Source organism: Cutibacterium acnes (assembly GCF_003030305.1).
Classification (GTDB): Bacteria; Actinomycetota; Actinomycetes; order Propionibacteriales; family Propionibacteriaceae; genus Cutibacterium; species Cutibacterium acnes.
This window is the reverse complement of sequence record NZ_CP023676.1, coordinates 1908807-1932893: the sequence shown is the minus strand read 5'-3', so window position 1 is coordinate 1932893 and position 24087 is coordinate 1908807. Positions and strand designations below refer to the sequence as shown.

Genomic DNA, 24087 nt, shown 5'->3' with positions numbered 1-24087 from the left:
GGGACACCGATTCGCGGTGTTTCCGCGCCAGTTTGTTACCATGAATTGTGTCTCCTGCGATCAACGGTGTTGGAGGAGTGACAATGACTGGATTGCTTGCTGGTCGCACCGCGCTGGTGACCGGTGGAACCGCTGGAATAGGTCGCGGAATCGCGGAGGTACTCGCACTCCACGGTGCCCGTGTTGCCGTGACCGGTGTGACCGAGGAAAGGTGTGCTCAGGCGCGCGAAGACGGACTCGACGTTTACCAACTCGACGTGCGGGACAAGAAAGCCTGCATCCGCGTGGTGAATGATGTTGCTACCGAGTGTGGTGGCCTGTCCGTGCTCATTGCTAACGCTGGTGTGTATCCCCAGGTCCGTCTCGCTCATCTTGACGATGACCGAATTGACTTCATCTTCGACGTGAATGTTAAAGGCATGATGCACGTCGTCCAAGCGGCAACGCCAGCCCTGCGTGAATCTGGTCGCGGGCGCATCGTGGTCACGTCGTCGATCACTGGCAACATCACCGGCTACCCAGGGTGGTCCCACTACGGCGCCACCAAGGCGGCACAGATGGGATTCATTCGCTCGGCCGCGATGGAGCTGGCAGGCGACAGGATCACCATCAACGCCGTGATGCCGGGCAATATTATGACCCCAGGTCTGAAGGCGCTTGGCGATGATTACCTCGCCGAGATGGCGAAGGCCGTGCCGCTGGGGATGCTGGGCGAGGCGAAGGACATCGGTGAGGCAGTGGCGTATCTCGCCTCGGATGGGGCGCGCTATGTGACCGGTCAGTCGATCGTGGTGGATGGCGGACAGATCCTGCCTGAGGGGCCGGAGGCGCTTGCGGAAATGTAGGTTAGTTTTCCTCCGTGCCGAGGCTGACTGCATCTGGCACGAACTGGGCGCGTCGGGAGGCCCGCCGTAATACCCGGAGAATCGGGCCTCCTAGCAATGCTAGGCACACCACGTTAGTGAGTGCGCGTCCCAGATTCCATCCCATGGATGTCGCCATGTTGAATAAGACGAAATGCCACAGGTTCGTCAGTGGAGATGCGTGCGGGTCGAAAGATAGCTGGGTGCTGGTGCCGAGGTTAAAGGGCCAGAAGGCGAAGTCCATCAGCCACCCGTAGACGAAGGCTGACACGAATCCCCAACCACATAGCCAGGCGATTTCGGCTCTTCCCCGCGCCCGGGGGAGCAGCCCCGCTCCCAGCCCGACGAACCCCGAGGCGATCATTTGGTAGGGCAGCCACGGCCCGAAACCTGCGGTGAGCAGGGCGGATGCGAACATTGTCGTGGTGCCAAGGACGAAACCGAACGCCGCACCGAACACCCTTGCCCCGGCAATCATGAGGATGAAGACGAAGGAGATCCCTGCCATTGACGGGCTGATGGTGCGTAGCGCTGCCCCACATGCGGTGAGGACACCAATCATGGCGAGGGCCTTGACGTCGATCCCGTCCGAACTGAGTTGCGAGACCACCACCGCCAACACCACGGGCAGGATCGCGGCGAAAAGAAACGGGGTGCGCGTCTCATAGTCGGCAGCGCCTCCCGGATTGAGGAAGAGCGGCCAGCAGAAGGCCAGCAACCCCATAATGGCGGTGATGATGAGCAGGATTCGAGAAGTCGCTGAGGTGCGGACGGCGACGTGCTGCCTCCTACTCATCGGCGGTCTCCTGCCGGGGTGTTCACGAGCCTCTCGACGTCGGCGATCGTCATCACATCGGCCGGGTGAAAGACCTTGGCGATTTGTGGACTGAATCCGGGCGAGGAGGTGCACACTGAGCGTGTGGATCCGTCGGCAACAATGTGGCCGGTGGCCATGACGATGGTGCGATCCGTTGTTGTTGCGGCGAATTCCACGTCGTGGGTGGCCAGCAATACCGCCGCTGGATCGCCAGTAGCGCCGGCGGCAATACCCTTGACGATTCTGGTTAGCTCGGTTTTCATGGCGTAGTCGAGGCCGCGGGTGGGCTCGTCAAGGAGGACGACATCGGGGCGACTGGACAGCTGGATCGCTAGGACGAGGGCCAGTCGCTGGCCTTCCGACATGTCCCGGGGATTGCGATCTTCCGGCAATTCCACCCTGAGACGGGACAAGATGGCGCGCGTGGTGCCGGCAGGCACCCCGGACTCCTTGTCGGCCTGGGCACACTCCTCAGCGACGGTCGGTAAGTAGAGCAGATCGGAGGCTGACTGCGGGACTAAGCTCACCATTCGTCGAGCGGTCGCGGCGTCGGCTTTGCGGGGGTCAGCCCAAGAACCCTCGTGGTTGACCAGTACCCTCCCTGAGGACTTTGTTGCCCCTTGGATCGCCCACATCAGAGACGACTTGCCTGATCCATTTCGACCCATGAGGCAGGTGATGGTGCCGCGCTCTACGGTGGTCGTCAGGGCATCGACGGCGCGCACCTGGCCGTAATTGACCCCAAGCGTCTCCAAACGCAATACCTCGTTGCCGCCCCCGGGCCAGGTCATCGCTTCGGAGGGTTGCGGAGCACGTGGGAGGCCCGGACGTGGACCGACTCGACGGCGAGCTTCGCGTACTGACAGTGGGACAGTCGGCCATCCCATGGCGCGGCTCAGGGCAGCCAGCGGCGGGACGACGTCGGCGCGGGCCAACACCTCCTCGGGCCTTCCTTGGACGACCGAGCCATCACCGGGTAGCCACCAGAGGGCGTCGGCGGCGTGCATGACGCGTTCTAGACGATGCTCGGCGAGGATCACGGTTAGGCCGACGTCATGGACCAGCGTGGTAATAGAGGCAAGAACGTCCTGGGCTGCCGTGGGATCGAGGGCGCTGGTCGGTTCGTCGAGGACAAGGATGCGAGGCTGGGCAGCCAGAACGGCGGCGATGGCCACCCGCTGTTGCTGACCGCCAGAGAGGCTCAGCAAGGCCCTGCGGCGCAGATCGGCAATCCCCATGAGGTCCAGGATTTCCTCGACCCTCTTGCGCATCACGGACGGCGAAATGCCCAGCTGCTCCATGCCGTAGGCGATCTCGTCCTCCACGGTATCGGTAACAAACCCGGCAACCGGGTTCTGTCCGACGACACCTACGACGTCGGCCAGTTCGCGGGGGCGGTGTGTGCGGGTGTCGCGCCCGGCAACCGTTACGGTGCCATCGAGGCGCCCGCCGCTGAAGTGTGGGACGATCCCGTTGAGGGTCCCCAGCAGGGTTGACTTACCGGTGCCGGTGCGCCCGACGACCAGGGTCAGGTCCCCCTCGGCGACGGTGAGATTGATATTCCTCAGGGTCGGAGTCGAGGCCCCGGGGTGGGTTATCGACACGTTCGACAGGGTGATGACATCGCTCATGACTGGGGTACCTCGTCTTGTCGGGATGTCCACGACGCGGCCTGCTCGGGGTCAGCCTGGGTGGATCTTTGGGGTGCGGGGGTGAAAACCCCAGGTAAGGCGGCTGCCACGACGAGGAGGAGCATTGCTGGTTCCAGTGGCGGCCAAACTACCGGCGATGTAGAGACGGTGATGGCCTTGGGGTTGGCGCGGGATAGCCAGATCATGGCGACTATCGCAACTGCTCCGCACAAGCAGGACGCCGTAGCCTGCCAGGTCCACGGATCGGGGCGGTATCGACTTACCCCGAGGCGACGTCCCGAGATCCGTAATCCGACGACCGACCCGATGATCCCGGCGACGATGAGCACGGCGCCGATGTGCTGACCCATTCGGTCCATGAGGAGCCATGAGCACAGGCTGCCGGGTGCGCACGTTGACGGGTCGGTGCTGAAGGATCCGGTCGGGTTGGCCAGGACGCCGTAGCACCCTAGGGTCAGTGCCATCACGGACACGACGAGCAGAACGCGGGTTCCCGGGCGGACGCGACGGCCGTCACGGGTGCGCCCGTATCCGCGGGACTCCATCCCGCGGGCCAGGGACATCGACATCTCCACCGAGTCTTCCAATACCGGGACGAGCACGGCCCCCAGGGCGCGGATCCCTTTTCGTGTGTTCCCGCGTAGCCGTCGGGCTCGTCGGACCCGCTGCGCCGAGGCGATGAGTTGAGGAAAGACCGATAGCGCGATGACGACGGCCACCGAAATGTCGTGCAGTGCCGCTGGCACGGATTTGAGGACGCGTCTGGGGTTGGCCAACGAGTTGGCGGCACCGAGGCAGGCCAGCATTCCGGCTAGTCGGAGGGCGTCGTAACCGGTGGCGGCCAGCCCTTCAGCAGTGACCGGCCCGCCGAGGCAAATTCCGGCAGCCCAGTTGGGCAGGGACGCTTCGGGAAGACGGAAGAGCACGGTTCCCTTCCCGTCGCCACCCGTAAGAATTTGAAAGAATACGCGAATAATGATGACCGTGAAGGCCATGCCGGCATACACCCTTGCGGACCTGGCCCACGGTTCGTCAGTGCGGCGCACAGCGACGACGAGGGTGACGGCTGCCGTGATGAGGACGACGAGGAGCGGATTATTGGTGAGGCTGATGGCGATACCGCAGCCTGCCGCCCAGGCCCACCACGACCACGGATGGACGGTCCTCGTACTGCTTGGGGTGGCTGCTACCGGAATCCCAACGACCGGGTTGGCTGTCCTCGTCACCAATCTTGACATGGTTCAGCGCCGGTTCCAGTCGTTGTCGGCTTCGCTTCCTAGTGGCACCATTTCAGTTTACGACCAGGTTAGGCATGGACGTCGATGATCCGGAATCCTTTCGCGGAAGCGACTCGGGCTGCGTCGAATCCTTGCTCGCACAGCCAGCTGGTGAGAGAGTCTGCGCCGAGGTTTTTCCCGACGACGAGGTGAGCGACTCCTTCGTCGCTCAGGCGCGCCAGCCACGTTGTCAATATTTCGTGTAAGGCCGCCTTGCCTACCCGGATCGGCGGGTTTGACCAGATCTCGTCGAAACGAAGGTCAGGGTCGACCTCCTCAGGACGGCAGGCGTGGACGCGATCGCCGACCCGGAGGGCCTTGGCATTGCGGGTCGTCAAGTCGATGGCCAGGTCGTTGACATCGACGGCGACGATGTGGGAGCCGGAGCAGGCCCGGGCCAGCGCACAGGCGATCGGGCCGTACCCGCAGCCGAGATCGAGAAACGTGCCGTTGGATGGTGGAGGAGTCACTGACCGCATAAGGACAGCGGTACCCGGGTCGAGTCGAGTCCCGGAGAACACTCCGCCGGCCGTTGTCATAGTCATGGAATCATCCCAGACGTTGACGGTGATAGTGCGGGTGCGGGTGGGTCCCTCTGGGGTGGTGAAGTAGTGGGTGGGGGAATGGTCGTCGTGGCTGGATTGGCTCATCGGTCCCCCCAACAGGTGTCGCAGATGTCGTTGTGGCTTCGACGGGAACGGGCTTGGGCAGCGCGTCGAGCGAGATCCTCGTCGGACGGGTAGCCGACCTCTTCGAGGGTGAGCCCGCAGGCCGGCATGACGAGCACTGATGATGCCCGCGAGGTACTGGCGGCGACGTTGTCGAGCCAATCTTGGCTGCGCCGCCCCGAGGCGACTGCGGTGAGAGCTCCGACGAGGGATCTCACCATGGAGTGACAAAAGGCGTCAGCGCGGACGGTCACTTCGACGGTGCCGCACGGGTCGTCGAGCCGTTCGGCGTGGCAGTCGAGGAGGGTACGGATTGTTGTGGCGCCCTCGCGGTGTTTGCAGAAGGCCGCGAAGTCGCGCAGCCCGAGAAGAGAAGTGCCGGCGGTGTTGAGGCAGTCGAGGTCGAGGTGTCCTCGCACGGGTGCCACGTGGAACCGGGTCACCGGGTCAGGACGGGAGGACTCGTCCCACAGGCGGTAAACGTAACGACGCCACAGCGCCGAGAACCGGGCGTCGAACGTGCTGGGGACGGGGCGTACCGACGTCACGACGATGTCGGGGGTGAGGACCCGCGACAGCCGACGCAGCATCGCCGAGGTGTCGACGTTGTCGGGTAGGTCGACGTGGGCCACCTGGCCGCGGGCATGAACGCCGGCGTCAGTACGCCCCGCGACTGTTAGGGGAGTGGGCTGGTCGAGACGGAGTACGCGGGGAATCCACGTTTCCAGCTCACCCTGCACGGTGCGGCGATCGGGCTGGGTGGCCCACCCCGAGAAGTTCGCCCCGTCATAGGCGATGTCCAGGCGCCAGCGGGTCATGACCCGTCCACGCGACGCCAGGTGAGGTCGTGAATGGTGCGTCCGGCCGTCAGCCCCTTGTTCTCGTAACGGGTCACCGGCCGTTCGGGCCAGCGCGGGCTAAAACCGTCCGGCCCAGCGTCGACCGGCTTGAGCAGCGGCTCGGCTGAGAGTACTTCGAGCATCCAGTGGGCGTAGTCGTCCCAGTCGGTGGCCAGACGCCACAGACCGCCCGGACGCAGCCGGGACGTCACCAGACGGGCTGTGTCGGGGTTGACGATGCGACGTTTGTGGTGACGCTTTTTGTGCCATGGATCAGCGAAGAAGGTCCACAATTCGTCGAGGTCGGCGGGTCCGAAGAGGTGTTCCAGCCCTGCTGTGGCATCGGCCATGATGACCCGGGCGTTACCTGCGCCAGCGTTCTCGAGCTTGTTGAGGGTCGTCGCGATGGAGGGCAGGTAGACCTCGAAACCGATGAAGTCTCGCTCGGGATGGGCGGCCGCTAGCGCTGCCAGCACGTCGCCAGACCCAACTCCGATCTCTACGGTAAGCGGGGCGGTGCGACCGAAGATCGCGGGGAGGTCTAGACGGGATCCAGGTGCGACCGAGGTGCTGGTGGCGTCGCGGGGGACGTCGATGAGGTACGTGCTGGCCAAGGTATTCATGGCTCGTTGCTGAGAGACGTTCATCCGGGGGGATCGCCGCACGAAGGAGACGACACCGCGCCGGACCCGGTCGCCCGAGCGGTGTGCCCCGGCTGACACCTCGACCCCTAGCCCCGGCTGATGGCGGCGAGCCTGGGCAGGGGAAGCGTCGGTCGGATCGAGGGGAGCGGGGTCGGGTCGCACGGGGTCGAATGATAGTCGATGACTCTGAGCGACGCGGTGATTGAAGTGTACGCCGGCTGAAGTGATGGAGCGGCGATCCACGTCAAGAGTTGGTGAACATGAATATTTTGACATTGGTAGTGTTGTGAAAAATGAGACCAGAAAGAGGCCGGGAAAACAGAGGTCAGGCTTCGCTGATTCCAAGCGTCATTCCTTGTCGCTAGGCGGATATTTTCAGTGCTTATTGTTGACGACGTCAGACACGCGGTGGTCATTTATGAAAGGTCTCGACATGTCTACCGCAACTCCCGTTGTTTCTTGTTCCGTTACCGATTGCGCCTTCAATGATTCCGGCTGCACCGCCTTCGCGGTGACCGTCGGTGGAGCTTCTGGGCAGCCCACGTGCGCAACCGTTACCCATCTCGATGCTCGCGCCGGTCTGTCCTCAGCTGATGGCCGCGTCGGTGCATGTCAGCGTATTGAGTGTGTCCACAATGACAAGCTCATGTGCACTGCCCAGCAGGTTGCCATCAGCGACGCCGCGAGCTGCACTGCTTACCAGGCTCGCTGAGCCACATGCGGGTTCTCATGCTCCCGCATTACGTCGCCTCCGGTACAACTGACCGCCGTGATTCAGGCGTGGGCCCCCTCGGGGGAGAGGAGGCCCACGCTGTTCCCGGATCCGGCTGTCAGACACGCGTAGGGCGTACCGGATCCGAGTTCAGGGGGAGCTGGGCCACGGCGGCCTCCAGCTCGGTGAGGGACGTCGCGTCCTGTTCCAAAGGTATGAACATCGCACCCGTCTGGTCAGGGTTGACGTACATGAGGGTCAATCCGGTGCGATCGATGTCAGCGCAGAATACCCGGCCCACGGTGTGCGGGCACGCGTGATGAGTTGCGCGAGACCAGCAACTGCAGCCGAATACAGTTTTCTTGTGTACCCCGTCGCACAGCTGCGAGAGGTGGGCATTGCCGAGTGAGGCAACGATGTCTAAGGCGGAAAGCTCATCCTCGGCAGACGGGAAGACTTTGTCGTCGGGGATGTTGTCAATGAGAGCGGGGACGTCGATCTCGGTACTGCCCATGGCGTCATGAAGGATCGCGCGATACGGGGCGACGACCCCGATGAGGGCGTCGTCGAATCCAGCGATGATCGATACCTCTCTCGGTAGCACGTCCGTGGCCAACAGGTGGTCGACTTGGGCGGGGGCTAGCCATGTAATTGTTCCGAGCACATGGAGGGTGGCTGTCAGGAGGCGGATGGCCGGTTCTGGGGCATCTTTGGAGATCTCCAGCCGGACATCAGTGGGCAGTCCGGCCGGGACTTGGCAGAGGGCCTGGGCGGGATGGGAGCGCTGGGCGACGACGAAACGCCCCGACGCCGTAACGCCGTGGGCTTGGAGATCGCAGGTCCACTTCTCTGGGCTTTCACCGGCAGAGATCATGGTGTGGGCCACCATTGTGGCCATGCCGGCACCGCCGAGGATGCGACGGGCTAGGGAAAAACAGCGCTGCGACAGGGCTGATGCGATGTGATCCGTGTCCTCCTGGGCGTCGGAGTCATCGGAGGCCTCACCGTGTCGTGGAGCAGTCATTGTCACATCCCTTCGCCTTAGGCGAGCCTAATCTAACATATAACTCCATGTCGTGACAGGGGTACGTGCCGGGTTGATTACCCGAGCGCCCTCCGTGCAGAGCTAAATCGATTTATCATGAGTGGTGCTTTCACCGTAGAAAGGAACACCGTGAAACGAGCGCTTATCGCTGGGGTCGCTGCCCTGGTGGGGCTCGCGGCCTTGACGCCCCCTGCCGTCGCCGATGACTCCGTAGCACCCGTGGGAGCCCATGCCCTGGCATCGGCCCAACCCCGCAACGCTGGGCATCGACTTCAGGACATCCGGACGCGGAGTCCCCAGACCGACCCTTACGCCCGGTACCTGCGTGCCGAGGTGCCCCTGCAACCTCGTATCCCTCACGATCCGTCTACCCAGGCCCATCCGGAGCTGGATGCCAGGGCCCAGGTCATGCTCATGCAGGGCGACTACGGAAACTCCTTCTTCGGCAATTTCCGTGCCAATGACGGGTTCGCCCACAACGTCCTCAACTTCTGGCAGTATGCCGACTACTGGAGCCCCTGGCACGGCTCAGCGACCGCACGGACTCCACAGTCCCTCTATGACCCTGCCACCAGTGACTGGCGGACGCGCAATTTCGAGTTCGGCGTCGTCGACATTCCGAATCCCGCGTACACCAACGCCGCCCATCGCAACGGCGTCAAGTCCATCGCGACGATCTACTTCGACCCGGCCTTCCGCCCCGGGCTGACTTTTAAGGAAGCCTTCGACAAGGATCCGACATCCCGGGGGTACATCATCGCCGAGAAACTAGTCGAGATGGCTAAGTACTTCGGTTACGACGGGTACTTCCTCAACGAGGAGGAGGGGAACCTTCAGGACTCGCGCTTCCGGCCGTTCATGAGCTATCTCACGTCGAAAGGCCTCTACACCCAGTGGTACACGAACACTCCAGGTACGTGGTCTTCGTCCAAGGCCAGTCTGCTTGACCACGGCAGGATCATGAACTCAGTGTTCCTTAACTACAACTGGCCCGGGACTCAAGATCGCTCGGTCGAGGCAGCCAAGGCTGAAGGATACGATCCATACCAGTCCTTGTTCTTCGGTGTCGAGGCGAATCAGGCGGGGTTCAACGGCAAGCATCGGTCAGCTACCGAACTTCCGAGTCTCTACGAGTCGAGGCGAAATCACAGCCCCAAGGCCTCGGTTGCACTCTTCACCCCCAGCGACATGTACCAGCGAGGTCTGGCTGATGCGGTCAAACCCAAGGGTGCGGACAAGGACGTACCACTTTTCCAACAGGATCCCTACCAGTGGATGGTGGCTGAGCGTGAGCGGATGTACTTCTCAGGAGTGACGTCGAATCCGAAGGACACCGGAGCCCATCCTGGCCATTCCCGTCCGGAGGTTGGCGTAGCGGACTCATCGTCCTGGGTAGGGGCCGCCGACTTCATTCCGGCTCGTTCGGTCATCGGCGGGAGACAGTTCCACACCGACTTCAATACCGGGCACGGCATGAAGTGGTACTCGGCGGGCGACGTCTCGGCTGCTGCATCATGGACCGACATGGACGCCCAGTCGATCCTGCCGAGCTGGCAGTGGTGGATCGACACCGAGGGGACACGTCCGTCGGTTGACTTCGACTATGGCCCGTCGGACCGACGCAAGGACGTTCATGGCGCTCCGGTCAGCCTGCTGTACCATCAAGTCGGAGCGTGGTGTGGCGGGTCATCGCTCGTCGTCCACGGGATGATGAGCAAGACGACGACGTTGCGGCTGTTCAAGACCCGCTTGGCCATGACGGCAGACACGAGCATGCCCATCACCTTCCGCAAGAGCTCGAAGGACCATGGCACCATGAAAGCCGCCCTCGTCTTCGCTGACGACCCGGGGCGCGTCGTCACGGTTGACGTGCCCCGGTAGCGGTGTCAAAGGCGGCTGGCACACCTCCACCCTGCGCTTAGGCCGGTTCGCAGGCCGAACGCTGACCACCCTCGGATTGCAGTTCGCACCCGCCCCCGACTACCAGATGAATGTCGGTGCCATCTCAGTGCGTGACGGTTCGGGGGTGCCTGCGGCACCGAGTGAGGTGCAACTCGACACGGTGTACGACGACGGCCAAGCCATTTTATCCTGGCACGCCGCGCCCTTCGACGACGTAGCAGGGTACGTCGTCGAGTCGATGGGCCCGGACGGCAAGATCGTCCATCTAGCTTCTGGCTACACCGATCTTGCCTATCTTAAGGCGGTGCCGAAGAAGACCGGGAAAGTCACTTTCAGGGTGCGTGCTGTGGGTCATGACGGCCAAATGTCAGCCCCTCGACGGTGAGCTACGACTACTCCGCTCAGCCTCGCCACATCAAGGTGGCCGAGGCCGCAACGGCGTCGAAGCTGCTTACTGATGCTGTCAGGCCGGGGGTACTCGACGTCACCTGGGACGCCAAGGGTGTGAGAGTGTCGACCTGTCGCGTCGACGTCCACCTCGTCGACATCGCGAAAGACGACATCGACAACCAGCCCTACGGACTCGACGTGCCCTGCGCTGCTGGCGGTGCCAGGGTGCCGGTTCCGATACGCGAGGGGCACCCCTATGACCTCACGGTGACGGCCGGTCACGGATTGGGATTGAGCTATCGCGGTCACACCCATGACTCTTGGGCCGCGCCGGTGACCCTCGACGATATCGTCGTGGAGAGGAAACGGTCAGGATTCCACATGAGGAACCTCACCTCACCCGATTGGTACGGCCTCCAGATTATGTGGAAGGGGACGGACGGTACATCCAGAAAACTCACGACGATTCGTCGCGGCGGATCGGTGCGTGGGGGATGGGGCACTGCCCCGACGACCGACGACCCCACCGCTTTCCATTCCTTCCCCTCGTCCCAGGGGACTCTCATCATGAAAGTGACCGACTATGCCGGCAACACGACTACCCAGCATTTCGCGGTCAAGAACAACGACCTGGTGCGTCCTGCCATCGCTCCCCGATTCACTGTGGTCGAACCGGCACGCCAACGCGTGACGGTCTCGCACCCGATCATTCCGGTGAGGATCTCAGTGTCCGGTGACCAGCCGGTGTCCTGGCGACTTCGCGGTGCGTTGCCTGCCGGGCTGCGCTGGACCAACGACATGTCGGTGAACGGACTGACCTCGTTGGCAGCCACCCTCTCAGGATCACCGAGGTCGGCGGGTAACCACCGGATCGTGGTAGAGGCGAGCGACCTTTTCGGCAACACGGTGACGCGAAGTGTCGTGGTGGAGGCGGCTCGCGGCAGCGCCCCGAGTAGCTCCGGAGGATCGTCCGGCCCATCTGCGTCAGCGAGTGCCGACTCTGCCATCCGGCCTGGGTGGGACTCGTCCTCGTCTGCCTCCTCTGGATCGACTCGGCCGGTGAGGATGCCCCTTACCGGGTGCTGACCGGGAAGACGCCGGGCGGGAATCGACCTCCGCCCGGCGATTCGCTCTTCCCGCGGCACATGTGTAAAATACCCGTGTTGCCTTCGAGCAAACGGGAGTTGACCGCCGCGGTCGCTCCGCCTGTCCGACACAGCGATGTCGTGATGCGGTTCCGGTCTCCGGCGTGTCACGCCGTCGAGTGAAGGAGTCGCCCGAGAGCACCACCACGTTGCAAGATCCCTGTGCGTGATCCTACGTATGGGACCGAGTTCGAGAAGGTACCTGTGACCACCTACAGCCCCAAGGCCGGCGAGGTGCAGCGTAAGTGGTACGTCATTGACGCCGAGGACATCGTCTTGGGCCGTCTGGCTACCACTGCTGCCAACCTCCTGCGCGGCAAGCACAAGCCGCAGTACGCCCCCCACATCGACACCGGTGACTTTGTCGTCGTCGTCAACGCCTCTAAGATTGCGCTGACCGGCAAGAAGGCCACCGACTCACTGCGTTACGACCACTCCGGACGCCCGGGCGGCCTGCGCGTCACCAGCATCGGCGAGATGCTTGCGAAGAACCCGCGCCGTGCCGTGGAGCGCGCGGTGTGGGGCATGATGCCCAAGAACAAGCTGTCGCGTCAGCAGCTCAAGAAGCTGAAGGTGTATGGCGGCCCTGAGCATCCGCACGCTGCGCAGAACCCGCAGCCTTACGAGATCACCCAGATCGCCCAGTGATCGCCCACGAAGGATTGTGACAGTGACTGACACCCCAACCGAGAACCTCGAGAACACCGAGGTCACCCCGTTCACCGAAGGCGACCGTGAGATCGCCTACCGCACCGACTCCAACCCGACCGTGGCTGCCGGTGATTCCAAGCGCCCCGCCATGATCGCCCCCGGTGCTGCCACCGGCCGCCGCAAGGAGGCCATCGCCCGCGTCCGCATCACTCCCGGCTCTGGCCAATGGAAGATCAACGGCCGCACTCTGGAGGACTACTTCCCGAACAAGGTCCATCAGCAGATTGTGACCGAGCCCTTCGCTACCGCTGGTGTTGAGGGTGCATACGACGTCATTGCCCGCATCGGTGGTGGCGGCGTCACCGGACAGGCTGGTGCGCTGCGTCTGGGTATCGCCCGTGCGCTCAATAACGTTGACCCCGAGGCCTCGCGTCCGGCCCTCAAGAAGGCCGGCATGCTGACCCGCGACGCCCGCGTCAAAGAGCGCAAGAAGGCTGGACTCAAGAAGGCCCGTAAGGCTCCGCAGTACTCGAAGCGTTGATCCGGTCTTTCTCTGGAACTCGGGGTGGTTCTCCCCCAGGGGAGAACCACCCCGAGGCGTTTTTCGGGGTCTCACGGGCGTGGGACTATCTGTCGTGGTGACTACCTGTCGTGATTTCCTGGATGGACTGGTGGGGCTGTTGCACAGGGTGACATGGCCTCTACCACCGAGTCACTCGAAATGCCCACGCTCAGCGGGTGTTCCGCTCACTTGGCGTGAGCGGTGGGTAAAGTGAAACTTCATGGCACGACTTTTTGGAACTGACGGAGTGCGCGGTGTGGCTAATCAAGACCTCACCGCCGAGTTGGCCCTTGACCTTTCGGTCGCGGCCGCGCACGTTCTGGGCGAGGCGGGTGCTTTCGGACACCGCCAACCTACCGCGCTGGTAGCACGTGATCCTCGCGCCTCCGGCGAATTCCTCGAGGCCGCTGTCTGCGCTGGGTTAGCCAGCGCCGGTGTTGACGTGTTGCGCGTCGGCGTGATCCCGACTCCCGCGGCGGCCTACCTCGTCAACGAGTACCGCACTGATTTGGGCGTGATGCTCTCGGCATCTCACAACCCCATGCCTGATAACGGCATCAAGTTCTTCTCCCGCGGGGGCGTGAAACTTCCCGACGATCTTGAGGACGCCATTGAGCAGCGTATGGGTGAGCCGTGGGCCCGCCCTATTGGCGACAAGGTAGGACGTATCCGCTACACCCCGCAGGCTGTCGACACCTACGTCGATCACCTGGTGCGCTCGCTGCGCCAGCAAGACACTCTCAAGGGGATGAAGATTGTCCTCGACACCGCAAACGGTGCCTCCTTCCATACGGCGACGGCTGCCTTCACTACTCAGGGTGCCGAGGTCATCGCGATTCATGACCAGCCCGATGGCCTCAACATCAATGAGCGGTGCGGTTCCACCCACCCGGAGAAGCTGCAGGCCAAGGTTGTTGAGGTTGGGGCTGACATGGGATTGGCCTTTGACGGTGACGCTGATCGGTGCCTGGCTGTCGACCACGAAGGCAATATCGTCGATGGGGATCACATCATCGCGATTCTCGCGTTGGCTTTGCAGGAGGACCACCGTCTGGCCTCCAACACCGTTGTCGCGACGATCATGAGCAACCTTGGCCTCATCATCGCAATGCGCGCGCACGATATTCACGTCGATCAGACCAAGGTGGGTGACCGCTACGTCCTCGAGTCGATGAACGCCAATGGGTTCTCGCTGGGTGGTGAGCAGTCCGGGCACGTCATTATGAGTGAGTTCGCAACCACTGGTGACGGTGTTCTTACCGGTTTGCACCTGGCTGCGCGCGTCGCTCGTACCGGCAAGACCCTCAAGGAGCTCGCCTCGGTGATGACCCGTCTGCCGCAGGCGCTCATCAATGTGCGTGGCGTCGACAAGTTGCGAGCTGGTATCGATCCAGACGTTAATAAAGCGGTTGCTGACGCTAACCAGAAGCTCGGTGACGCCGGTCGAGTGGTGTTGCGTCCGTCGGGTACTGAGCCGGTCGTGCGGGTCATGGTCGAGGCTGGTACCCAGGAGGAAGCTGATCAGATCTGCTCTGAGTTGGCCGAGACCGTCAAGATGAGCCTGGCGTTGTGAGTGTCTTTCGTCGCCGCCCAGATGCCGACCTGCCCGGTCTGGACGTCGGGGCGGCGAACCGTCTGCGATCGATGGTCGAGGAGTCTTTGACGGCTATGGGCATCGACGCTGATGTCTCAGGTTGCTACGACTGCTATCGGTGATATCCCGCTAGTTTTGATCGCTGAGGAGTTGGGTGGCCATCACCGCGACGACTGGGAGCTGGTTGCCGACGAGCTTGTCACGCGGATGGTGCGGTCTCTTTTCGACGGTGCCACTCGCCTGACCGACGCCACCCTCGCTGCGCACGTCGTGGTCAAAGTAGTGGGGAATCAGGAGCGCGCCGGACGCAGTTTCGACTACGCGCGGCCTTTCGTCTCGAACGTTACTGGCCAGACCGTTCCCGGGCTGGTTGTCGCTTTGGCCTGGTTCGACGGCGACGTTGAGCTGCTCAATGACGCCGCACTGGCCGAGGTCAAAGATCTTGACGCGGCATATCGTCTCGGCACCGAAAGATTGGCGTCGGCCCTCGTTGGTGAGCTTTCTTTCTCCCGCGACGGTGACGTCCTAGTCGTAGCTGGTTCGTCGTGGCTGGTGTCGTCATGGCCGTTGGCGAAAGGAGTGGGGCGCCCCATCGCCAACGAGTTCGGTGACAGCGTGGTTGTGGGGATCGAGGCGCCGGATCACGTTGTGGTAGCGCCGCCGGGCTGCGAGGGGCAGATCGACCAGGCCTTGGCGGCGTCGCGAATCGCGGATCCGTTTCCCTGGCATGTCATGTGACCGGTAGGGCCTCTGAGGGGCAGACCCGAGGAGACGACACCGACTCAAACCTTCCTGATCCACACATTGCGGACCTCGTGGTCGGGACCCTTATGCAGGATCGCGGTAGCCCGGCCGCGGGTGGGCAGCACGTTCTGCACCAGGTTCGGGCCGTTGATGGTGTCCCAGATCTCCTTAGCGATGGTGATGGCCTCGTTGTCGGGCATTCGTGCGTACTCACCGAAGAACGAGTGGGGGTCGGTGAACGCGGTTTGCCGCAGGGTGAGGAACCGGTTGATGTACCACCGGATGATGTCGGCCTCCTCAGCATCGACGTATACCGAGAAGTCGAAGAAGTCGCTCAGGGCTAGTCCCATTGTCCCACTGCTGCGCGGTCGTGGTGGCTGTAGAACGTTAAGCCCCTCAATAATGAGGATGTCGGGTTGCCGGACGACGAGTTGCTGGTTGGGCACGATGTCGTAGGTGACGTGAGAGTAAACCGGTGCGGTGACTTCAGGCATCCCGGACTTGACATCGACGACGAACCTCAGCAAAGCCTTGCGGTCGTAGGATTCAGGGAATCCCTTGCGGGAAAGCAGCTCGCGTTCCTCGAGTACCCGGTTGGGGTAGAGGAATCCGTCGGTCGTCACGAGGTCCACGACCGGACGGCGCGGGGAACGTCCCAGGAGCTCCCGTAGCAGACGAGCCACGGTCGACTTGCCAACGGCCACCGACCCAGCGATCCCGATGACAAAGGGGGTGCGCTTCATACCGTGGCGGGTGAGTTGGAGGAAGTTATTGGAGGCGTCGAAGAGGGCGCCCGTGTGCATGCAGTACAGGTGGATGAGTTGGGTCAACGGGCGGTACACCTCGACGACGTCGCGGTGACTAGTGGGGTCGCCGAGACCACGGATGTGGTCCAGGGTGGCCTCGTCGATATCGATCTCGGTCGAGTCCGAAAGTGCGGCCCACGATTCTCGCGATAATTCGATGAACGGCCCCGGTTCGGTGTTGTCGTCGTCAACGGGGGTGGTGGGGGTCAAGTTCATCGGGCGCCTCCGAATGGTTGGTCGTAGTGACTGTACTTCACCGCGACGTTGGGGACGTAGTTAATGCGTCATTGGTGGGCACATTTCCGAGTAGCGTCGAACCACGCCCATCGAATGTCTTGCCGGCGAACTACCTGGGCCTGAATGGGCGAATGGTGCAGATGACCGGGGCGGCCCGTTCGGGGTCCAAGGCATTGATGACAATCTGGAAGGTCATCGGGTCATAGGGGATATTCGTGTGGGCGCTGTGGTCTAAGGGGCAGACATCTTGGATGACGATGTTCTTGACTCCGGGCTCATTGATGAAGGTATTCGTCCACGGAAATACTCGGTTGTCGAACCGGGTGGCGATGACGGTGTATGTGATGCCGGGGACGGTCATTCCATCCGCGTTGAGTTCCCTGAGAAATGTGGAGTCTTGCAACTGTTGGGGCAGGGATCCCAGATTGTGAAACTGCGCTACGGCATTGAAAATAGTGTTGAGCGGATTTCCACTGGCATTGAGGAACTTCTCCAGGCCGAGCATGCTTGTTCCTTTGTTGGAAGGAACTAAACCGACGAGATGATGGACCTTCTTGGCGCCTCCGTAATATTTGATGTACGCGCGCGGCAGGGGACCGCCACCCTGCGAATGGCCGATGAGATCGACCTTCTGAGCACCGGTTGTCTTGAGCACCCTGTCAATGAAGTGGGCCATGAAGGCTGCCGTGGAGTAGATGTTGCCGCTGGTCTCAGCAGCTTCCACAAGCGGATGTGTTTCCGGGTTGTAGTTGAACGTGTAGGCGCAGAATCCTGCTGCCTTGAGGTGGGGGCCGTAGTACGACCACGTGATGAAGGCGTCCTCGGATGTGCCCGGGATGAGCACGACGGGATGGGTGCCTTTCCTCGGTTTGCAGGCGAAGTCGTTGGTGCCCGGGACCTTCGCGCCGGGATTCTTCATTGCGAACCTGATTGCAGAGGTCCAGCTGGGCGTACTTGGTCCCTCAATATTCGAGGGGATTCCGTCGGGGCTGTGAGGCGCGGTAACCCCGCCTGGATGTTCGGGAGTGATGTCGGTAGGTGGGCTGGCGAAGGCGGTGGTCGTCGTTCCCATGGCGATCGTCACTGTGGCAAGGAGGGTTGTGAGTAACCAGTTTTTCTTCATGGATCTCCTCAGATGTATCTGTATCTACGGTTGTTGGTTATCGTGCCGACAGGGGGTGCGACGCTGGCCTCACGACAAAGTGTGGGGCCTTCGATATGAAGGCCCCACAGTCGGGTTGGGGCGGTATCAGGTGATTAGCCGATGAACGGCTGGAATACGCATGTCACTGGTTGTGCGTGATCAGGATCCAGGGCATTAACGGCCATCTGGTAGACGTTTACGTCATAGGTGAAATTGACGTGGCTGGCGTGATCGTTCCGGCAGGTGTCCTGAACGAGGATGTTTTTGACACCAGGCTCGTTCAAGAAAGCGTTGGTGAATGGCACGACCGCGTCGTCGTAGCGGCCTTCGATGACTGTGTACTTGACGCCGGGGCGTGTCACCGGACCGTTGCCATAGAGCTCCTTGTTGAAGTTGGAGAAGCCGAGTTGCTGCTCATAGCTGGCGATGTGGGCTTTGGCGAAGGTGGCCTCGATCTTCTTGTGTTTTGCCTCAGAGATGGACTCGTTCACGAACCTTGAGACGGCTCGGGGTCCGACGCCGTGATTCGACGGGGCAAGGGCGATGAGCTTGCTGACCTTTTTGTCACCGCCGAGTTTGGTGATGTAGTAATTCGGCAGCGGGCCGCCACCCTGGGACCACCCGATGAGGTCGACCTTTTTGGATCCGGTGGCCGTGAGGACACGGTCAACGAAGCCGGAGACGGCCTTCGCAGAGACGCGGATATCACCGGTATAGGCGAAGTTTGGCAGCAGCTTGAGCCCGTTGAAGTTGGGGGAGAAGACGCAATAGCCGAGTTTGGTGAGCTTCGGCGCGTACATCGACCATGACGCATAGGCGTCGGAATTGGTGCCGGGAAGCAGGACGACGGGGTTCTGACCTTCGCGCGGTTTGCAGCTGAAATTGTTGGCCCCCTGCGGGTTGGTGCCAGGGTGGGCTAAGGCATAAACAGAAGCAGGATAGGTGAACAGTTTGATCGGGCCGTTGCCGGCAGATGGAATACCGTCCGGACTGCCGGGCATAGTTATTTCCGGCGGAACTGAAGTGTCGCTGTCAGCGGCGTGCGCCGGGGCTGCCGAGATGGTCGCGAAGGCGGTTGCCACGATGGTCGTCAGCGAGGTCAGGGCTGCTGCAATCCTTTTCGATCTTTTCATGTTTTCTCCATATGCGTCGATGCAGGATGTGAGTTTGACGCTATGAATCGTCGGGGTCACGTGAGGCTTCAGATAGCGAAGTAGCGCATACGTGCAAATGGTCGTGCGAGGTGTTGTTCAAACGTTCAGGCGTTTCAAGTCGCGGAACGCTCATGATTCATGTACGTTTCTTGCCATGTGCGGAATTGTTGGTTATTGCGGCCATCGGCAGGCTGAACGCGTCATCATCGACGGGCTCCGGCGTCTTGAGTACCGAGGATATGACTCGGCCGGGTTGGCGGTCGTGGCGGACGGAAACTTGTACCGAGCCAAGAAGTCGGGCAAGCTAACTCACCTCGAAGAGGAGCTGGCAGTCCATCCGCTCCCAGAGTCCACTCAAGGTATCGGTCACACTCGGTGGGCCACCCACGGCGCTCCCACTGACGAGAACGCCCACCCCCACATGTCCTTCGACGGCCGCGTCGCAGTCGTTCACAACGGCATTATCGAGAACTTCGCCGCGCTGCGCGCTGAGCTTGAGAGCGAGGGCATCACTTTTTCGTCGGAGACTGACACCGAGACTGCCGCTCACATGCTCGCTTTGGAGATGCAGCGAAGGTCCTCGCTGACAGAGGCCATGGGGGCGGTGGCGTCACGACTCGAAGGAGCTTTCACACTGGTGGCCGTCAGCCCGGACGCCCCTGACACAGTGGTGGCCGCTCGTCGCAACTCTCCGCTCGTCGTCGGGCTGGGGCAGGGAGAGAATTTCCTAGCCTCTGATGTCGCAGCGTTTATCGAGCACACCCGCGAGGCCCTCGAACTGGGCCAGGACCAGATTGTTGTGCTCACCCCCGACGGGGTCACCGTCACTGACTTCGAGGGCAACCCCAGCCAGGCCCGCCCTTATCACGTCGACTGGGACCTGTCAGCAGCTGAGAAGCAGGGTCACGACTGGTTCATGCGCAAGGAGATCTTCGAGCAGCCACGTGCGGTGGCCGACACGTTATTGGGCCGCTGGTCCGACCGTGGTGATCTAGTCCTTGACGAAGTGCATATCTCGCCGGAGGAGTTGCGCCGCATCAACAAAATTGTGGTCGTCGCATGCGGGTCGGCGTATTACGCCGGCATGGTTGCCAAGTACGCCATCGAGCACTGGACGAGGGTCGCGTGCGAGGTCGATCTGGCCAGTGAGTTCCGCTACCGCGACCCGATCATCGACCCGATGACGCTCGTCGTGACAGTTTCCCAGTCTGGTGAGACGGCCGATACTCTCATGGCCATCCGACATGCTCGTGAGCAGCATGCCAAGGTCATCGCGATCTGCAACACCAACGGCGCGACGATTCCCCGCGAGTCCGATGCTGTTATCTACACCCACGCTGGCCCCGAGATTGGCGTGGCCTCAACCAAGGGGTTCCTCACCCAGGTGGTCGCCTGCTATCTGCTGGGCCTCTACTTGGCTCAGGTGCGTGGCATGAAGTACGGAGACGAAATCCGCGGCGTAATGTCTGAGCTCGACCAGATGCCTGGCAAGATTCAGGAAGTTCTCGACGAGATCGAACCGGTTTATGAGTTGGCTCGTGTGATGGCGAAAGAAGAGGAAGCGGTGTTCTTCCTTGGGCGCCACGTCGGTTACCCAGTGGCCCTTGAGGGTGCTCTCAAGCTCAAGGAGATCGCCTATATGCATGCCGAGGGTTTTGCTGCTGGCGAGCTCAAGCACGGCCCCATAGCCGTCATCGAGGAGGGCACCCCGGTCTTCGTCGTTGTGCCACCGAAGGGGCGAGATCAGCTTCATGACAAGGTGGTCTCGAACATCCAGGAGATCCGTGCCCGTGGCGCTAGGACGATCGTGCTTGCCGAGCGAGGGGACGACGACGTCAAACCGTACGCTGACACCTTCGTCGGGCTTCCGGCTTGCTCGACCCTGCTCCAACCGTTGGTAGCCGCAGTGCCATTGCAGGCTTTTGCCTGTGAACTGGCCACCGCCAAGGGTCATGACGTTGACCAGCCAAGGAATCTGGCCAAGTCCGTCACGGTGGAGTGAGCTCACTCAGACTAGGTGCCCCCGGGGACACCTTTGGTGATGTGCCGTTCGTACGTCGGGCGGCAGTCGCCAGGTGCTCGGAACTGACCGGACCCCTAATCTTGACCCTATGATCATCGGAATCGGGGTGGACGTCTGCGACATCTCCAGGTGGGAGGCTGCTGTACAACGCCACCCGGGGATGGTCCGCAAGATGCTCACTCATACTGAGGCTGTGATGCCGGCGCGCTCTCAGGCTGCCCGATTTGCCGCTAAGGAGGCCCTGTACAAGGCGTTGGGTGGAGGAGAAGGACTCTCCTGGCAAGACTGCGAGGTGGTCACTGACGGTGAAGCTGTGAGGTTCGAACTTCGTGGATCGCTGGCTCGACGCGCCGAGGAGTTGGGTGTGCGTAGGGTTCATCTCTCACTGACCCACGATGCCGGTGTCGCGGTGGCGATGGTGTTCTGCGAAGGTTAAGTCGCGCCTCCCCATCCCGCCCTTGTCATCGTGGTTGAATGAATACCAATCTGCAGCGAGAGCCCCGGGCGGGGCTGAAGGGGGATCGTCATGGCAAGTGTCTGTACCGCCGAGGCCACCCGAGCAGCTGAGCAGAGGTGGTGTGATGCCCACCCGGGACAAGACCTCATGGACATTGCCGCTCAGGCCGTCGCACGAAAAGCTCAGGAGCTTCTGCTGGGCGGAGCCGTCGATGAGATCATGCCTGATTGGGCAGCGTCCCAGTGTGTTCTCGTTCTCGTTGGTGGTGGGAATAACGGCGGTGACGGGCTGTTCGCAGCTGCGGCTTTGGCCCAGCGCGGGTGGCGGGTCGAACTCGCTCAGGTCATGGGCCAACCGCACGAGGCTGGCATGGCTGCCGCGCTCGACGCTGGTTGCATCCGTGTCTCACTCGGAGAGGTCACCAGTCACTCGTACGATCTCGCGATTGACGCTGTTCTCGGCATTGGAGGCCGTCCAGGTATTCCGCAGTCTCTAGAGCGAATCGACACCTGGTTGCGTGCTCGCCAGATCCCAGTGCTCGCGGTCGATCTACCATCGGGCCTAGATGCGAATTCTGGTGAGGTGGAGTCCTGTGTTCACGCCGCATACACCATAACCTTTTCCAGCCTCAAGTGGTGCCATATTGCTCACCCGGCCGCCCGCTATTGCGGAGAGTTGGAGGTTCATGACATCGGCCTCGACTTTGTCGACGATGATGGCGAGTGTCTCGATGATGTCGATGAGTATTGCGACCTCGCCGAGATGGCGTCGCTGTGGCCGGTACCTGGCGCGCTTGACGACAAGTACTCTCGCGGGGTTGTCGGCATCGATACCGGATCCGAGAAGTTCCCGGGGGCTGCTGTGCTCGGCGTTCTCGGAGCGTTGCGCACTGGCCCGGGAATGGTGCGGTTTTCTGGGCCAAGTGCCATCATGGCTTTCATTCTGAGCCGGGCTCCATCCGTTGTTATTGGTGAGGGTCGCGTTCAGTCCTGGGTTATCGGGTCTGGTTGGGGCACTCACGATGGCAACGCCGACCGATTTAGTCAACGGGCGGCTGAAGGCGTCCCCATGGTGATCGACGCTGATGCCCTGGCCCTCCTCCCGGCAGAGTTGCCGGAGGGATGTCTACTTACGCCCCATGCTGGGGAGCTGGCCCGAATGCTGCGGATAGAGCGCAGTCAGGTAGTAGCCGATCCGCGAGGCTCGGCTGTCCGTGCCGCTCAGCGGTTCGGCGCGACCGTCCTGCTGAAAGGCTCTATCCAATGGGTTGCCCGTCCTGACGGGGGCGTTCGTGCCGCTCTTCCTGGTCCCGCATGGACCGCTCAAGGTGGGTCTGGTGACGTTTTGGCCGGAATGTGCGGCACTCTCATGGCCGCCGGACTACCTGCTGACGACGCGGCTCTATGCGCCGCCGGAATGCAAGCCGCCACGGCTATTTCAATGCCAGGGCCGTACGCTCCGGACCAAATTGCCGAATTGCTGCCCGGAACCGTCACAACGGTTCTGTCACGCTGATGAGCCCCGGTTTCGCACCAGACCGGGACGTCCAAAAGGGGTGTCAGAGGACTGCACGAATCCTCGTTGAGCGTCCAGCTAGCCGAATTGCTTCTTTGTAGTGCTCGACGAGTTCGGCGCACAGGTTCTCCCAGGTGCGGTTCTCGATCGACGCTCGTGCTGCTATGCCCATGGCGTGTCGCTTGTAGTCGTCACCGACGAGATCGACGACGCGAGAGCGGAAGTCGGTCATATCGCCAGGCTCGTAAAGCCATCCCGTGCGAGACGGGTCAATGAGGTCGATGGGACCGCCCTTGCGCGGGCTAATGACTGGGAGGCCACAGGCCTTGGCCTCCTGGACAGCCTGGCAGAAGGTCTCGAGTTCGCCCGTCGAGCAAAACACATCCATGCTGGCGACGGCACGGGGGAGGTCCTCCCCGCCGAGACCGCCGGTGAAAACAGCATGAGGAAGCTGCTTTTCCACCTCGGCGCGAGCCGGGCCATCTCCGACGATGACGAGCTTGGTGTTGGGGATGTCAGCGAGGTTGGTCATATCGGCGACCCGTTTCTCGGCAGCTAGACGCCCCATGTATCCGATGACTACCTCGCCGTTGGGAGCCCATTCATCGTGCAGTTGTTGGGAGCGCTTTGACGGATGGAATCGCACCTTGTCGACGCCACGTCCCCAGATGTCTACCCGGGGCACGCCATGGCTGACGAGTTGGTCGCGGGAGAAGGTGGAGGGTGCGTAAGTCGCCACAGCGAGGGAGTGAATCTGACGCACGCGGTACCAGCCGTAGAACTCGAGCTTGCCCAGCCCGTAGCGGCCCGCGTAGGAGGGGATATCGGTCTGATAGATCGCCACTATAGGTATCCTGAGGGAGGCTGCCGCCATGGCGCCCTTATACCCAATCATGAATGGTCCGGCCAGATGCACGACGTCAGGCTCGAACTCCGATAGGTAACGTTCCATCGTCCACTGCGGGCTAGTGGAGACACGGACGTCTTGGTAACCCGGCCAGTGCAGGGAGGCTAACGGAATGACGGGGAATCCGGCGTACTCGTGTGGGGTCTGGGCATCACCGGGGGCGAGCACGATGGCATCGTGGTCATGGGCGCTAAGGTGCTCCAGAACCCGCAGTACTGAGTTCGTCACCCCGTTGACCTGGGGCAGGAATGACTCCGTGATGATCGCAACACGCACAACTTCATGGTAACCGGGACACGCGACATCTTGGCGGGGTCGCGGTGTCGGGGTGGTGAACTC

The 24087-nt window shown here is 62.0% G+C and carries 24 protein-coding genes; 13 read left to right on the top strand and 11 right to left on the bottom strand.

The features are described 5' to 3' along the window. The first annotated feature begins 83 nt into the window (after window positions 1–83). Entirely contained in the window at window positions 84–845 is a 762-nt protein-coding gene (fabG, locus tag CPA42_RS09655; RefSeq protein WP_002516062.1) for a 3-oxoacyl-ACP reductase FabG, read from the top strand. 1 nt (window position 846) lies between these two features. On the opposite strand, the gene CPA42_RS09650 is transcribed toward fabG, so the two are convergent. The 6 genes from CPA42_RS09650 to trmB all read right to left on the bottom strand — a co-directional run bounded on the left by CPA42_RS09650 (window position 847) and on the right by trmB (window position 7036). Next, a complete protein-coding gene (locus CPA42_RS09650) occupies window positions 847–1659 on the bottom strand; it encodes an ECF transporter S component (RefSeq protein WP_002514819.1) in 813 nt (270 codons plus the stop codon). Next, the gene (locus CPA42_RS09645; RefSeq protein ID WP_002516068.1) at window positions 1656–3311 is read right to left on the bottom strand and encodes an ABC transporter ATP-binding protein; all 1656 of its coding nucleotides are present in this window, start codon (window positions 3309–3311) and stop codon (window positions 1656–1658) included. The genes CPA42_RS09650 and CPA42_RS09645 overlap by 4 nt, the downstream gene beginning before the upstream one ends. Continuing rightward, complete coding sequence (locus CPA42_RS09640) at window positions 3308–4570, bottom strand: energy-coupling factor transporter transmembrane component T (protein ID WP_002515995.1); 1263 nt, start codon at window positions 4568–4570, stop codon at window positions 3308–3310. The genes CPA42_RS09645 and CPA42_RS09640 overlap by 4 nt, the downstream gene beginning before the upstream one ends. 68 nt (window positions 4571–4638) lie before the next feature. After that, the gene (locus tag CPA42_RS09635; RefSeq protein WP_002515989.1) at window positions 4639–5259 is read right to left on the bottom strand and encodes a class I SAM-dependent methyltransferase; all 621 of its coding nucleotides are present in this window, start codon (window positions 5257–5259) and stop codon (window positions 4639–4641) included. Then, window positions 5256–6095 carry a tRNA pseudouridine(38-40) synthase TruA gene (truA, locus tag CPA42_RS09630; RefSeq protein ID WP_002515972.1) on the bottom strand — a complete coding sequence of 280 codons (840 nt, stop codon included), beginning with the start codon at window positions 6093–6095 and terminating at the stop codon, window positions 5256–5258. Before truA ends, CPA42_RS09635 begins: the two co-directional genes overlap by 4 nt. After that, window positions 6092–7036: a tRNA (guanosine(46)-N7)-methyltransferase TrmB gene (gene trmB / locus CPA42_RS09625; protein WP_014598637.1), complete on the bottom strand. Its 945-nt coding sequence runs from the start codon at window positions 7034–7036 to the stop codon at window positions 6092–6094. The genes truA and trmB overlap by 4 nt, the downstream gene beginning before the upstream one ends. 142 nt (window positions 7037–7178) lie before the next feature. On the opposite strand from trmB, the gene CPA42_RS09620 reads away from it, so the two are divergent. After that, on the top strand, window positions 7179–7472 hold the full coding sequence (locus tag CPA42_RS09620) for a DUF1540 domain-containing protein (protein WP_002514812.1): 294 nt from the start codon (window positions 7179–7181) through the stop codon (window positions 7470–7472). Between the two features lie 118 nt (window positions 7473–7590). Here CPA42_RS09620 and CPA42_RS09615 read toward each other — a convergent pair whose 3' ends face one another. Further along, window positions 7591–8496 (bottom strand): hypothetical protein, encoded by a 906-nt coding sequence (locus tag CPA42_RS09615; protein WP_002515959.1) that lies wholly within the window; start codon window positions 8494–8496, stop codon window positions 7591–7593. A gap of 150 nt (window positions 8497–8646) precedes the next feature. On the opposite strand from CPA42_RS09615, the gene CPA42_RS09610 reads away from it, so the two are divergent. The 8 genes from CPA42_RS09610 (at window position 8647) to CPA42_RS09585 (ending at window position 15499) form a co-directional block, all read left to right on the top strand. Beyond that, the gene (locus tag CPA42_RS09610; protein ID WP_411431487.1) at window positions 8647–10398 is read left to right on the top strand and encodes an endo-beta-N-acetylglucosaminidase; all 1752 of its coding nucleotides are present in this window, start codon (window positions 8647–8649) and stop codon (window positions 10396–10398) included. Beyond that, on the top strand, window positions 10382–10804 hold the full coding sequence (locus CPA42_RS13605) for a hypothetical protein (protein WP_002519633.1): 423 nt from the start codon (window positions 10382–10384) through the stop codon (window positions 10802–10804). The genes CPA42_RS09610 and CPA42_RS13605 overlap by 17 nt, the downstream gene beginning before the upstream one ends. Beyond that, window positions 10801–11895, top strand: coding sequence for a hypothetical protein (locus CPA42_RS13280; RefSeq protein WP_002516070.1), 1095 nt, complete (start codon window positions 10801–10803; stop codon window positions 11893–11895). Before CPA42_RS13605 ends, CPA42_RS13280 begins: the two co-directional genes overlap by 4 nt. A 263-nt stretch (window positions 11896–12158) precedes the next feature. Continuing rightward, window positions 12159–12602, top strand: coding sequence for a 50S ribosomal protein L13 (gene rplM / locus CPA42_RS09605; protein WP_002516042.1), 444 nt, complete (start codon window positions 12159–12161; stop codon window positions 12600–12602). Window positions 12603–12624: 22 nt separating this feature from the next. Beyond that, window positions 12625–13146, top strand: coding sequence for a 30S ribosomal protein S9 (gene rpsI / locus CPA42_RS09600; protein WP_002516077.1), 522 nt, complete (start codon window positions 12625–12627; stop codon window positions 13144–13146). Between the two features lie 241 nt (window positions 13147–13387). Continuing rightward, a complete protein-coding gene (gene glmM / locus CPA42_RS09595) occupies window positions 13388–14740 on the top strand; it encodes a phosphoglucosamine mutase (protein WP_002514806.1) in 1353 nt (450 codons plus the stop codon). Then, complete coding sequence (locus CPA42_RS09590) at window positions 14737–14883, top strand: hypothetical protein (protein WP_002519631.1); 147 nt, start codon at window positions 14737–14739, stop codon at window positions 14881–14883. The genes glmM and CPA42_RS09590 overlap by 4 nt, the downstream gene beginning before the upstream one ends. Further along, window positions 14852–15499, top strand: coding sequence for a hypothetical protein (locus CPA42_RS09585; RefSeq protein ID WP_002515962.1), 648 nt, complete (start codon window positions 14852–14854; stop codon window positions 15497–15499). Before CPA42_RS09590 ends, CPA42_RS09585 begins: the two co-directional genes overlap by 32 nt. A 44-nt stretch (window positions 15500–15543) precedes the next feature. Here CPA42_RS09585 and coaA read toward each other — a convergent pair whose 3' ends face one another. The 3 genes from coaA to CPA42_RS09570 all read right to left on the bottom strand — a co-directional run bounded on the left by coaA (window position 15544) and on the right by CPA42_RS09570 (window position 18825). Then, window positions 15544–16527, bottom strand: a complete 984-nt coding sequence (gene coaA / locus CPA42_RS09580; protein WP_002516012.1) for a type I pantothenate kinase — start codon at window positions 16525–16527, stop codon at window positions 15544–15546. Window positions 16528–16657: 130 nt separating this feature from the next. Continuing rightward, the gene (locus CPA42_RS09575; RefSeq protein ID WP_002517648.1) at window positions 16658–17671 is read right to left on the bottom strand and encodes an alpha/beta fold hydrolase; all 1014 of its coding nucleotides are present in this window, start codon (window positions 17669–17671) and stop codon (window positions 16658–16660) included. A 134-nt stretch (window positions 17672–17805) separates the two neighbouring features. After that, the gene (locus CPA42_RS09570; protein ID WP_002519630.1) at window positions 17806–18825 is read right to left on the bottom strand and encodes an esterase/lipase family protein; all 1020 of its coding nucleotides are present in this window, start codon (window positions 18823–18825) and stop codon (window positions 17806–17808) included. A 175-nt stretch (window positions 18826–19000) separates the two neighbouring features. Here CPA42_RS09570 and glmS point away from each other — a divergent pair, with 175 nt between their 5' ends. The 3 genes from glmS (at window position 19001) to CPA42_RS09555 (ending at window position 22841) form a co-directional block, all read left to right on the top strand. Beyond that, window positions 19001–20848, top strand: coding sequence for a glutamine--fructose-6-phosphate transaminase (isomerizing) (glmS, locus tag CPA42_RS09565; protein WP_002515975.1), 1848 nt, complete (start codon window positions 19001–19003; stop codon window positions 20846–20848). A gap of 109 nt (window positions 20849–20957) precedes the next feature. Then, on the top strand, window positions 20958–21305 hold the full coding sequence (locus tag CPA42_RS09560) for a holo-ACP synthase (RefSeq protein ID WP_002516024.1): 348 nt from the start codon (window positions 20958–20960) through the stop codon (window positions 21303–21305). 90 nt (window positions 21306–21395) lie between these two features. After that, window positions 21396–22841, top strand: coding sequence for an NAD(P)H-hydrate epimerase (locus CPA42_RS09555; protein ID WP_002516059.1), 1446 nt, complete (start codon window positions 21396–21398; stop codon window positions 22839–22841). Window positions 22842–22884: 43 nt separating this feature from the next. Here CPA42_RS09555 and CPA42_RS09550 read toward each other — a convergent pair whose 3' ends face one another. Further along, window positions 22885–24024: a glycosyltransferase family 4 protein gene (locus CPA42_RS09550; RefSeq protein ID WP_002516016.1), complete on the bottom strand. Its 1140-nt coding sequence runs from the start codon at window positions 24022–24024 to the stop codon at window positions 22885–22887. Between the last annotated feature and the right edge of the window lie 63 nt (window positions 24025–24087).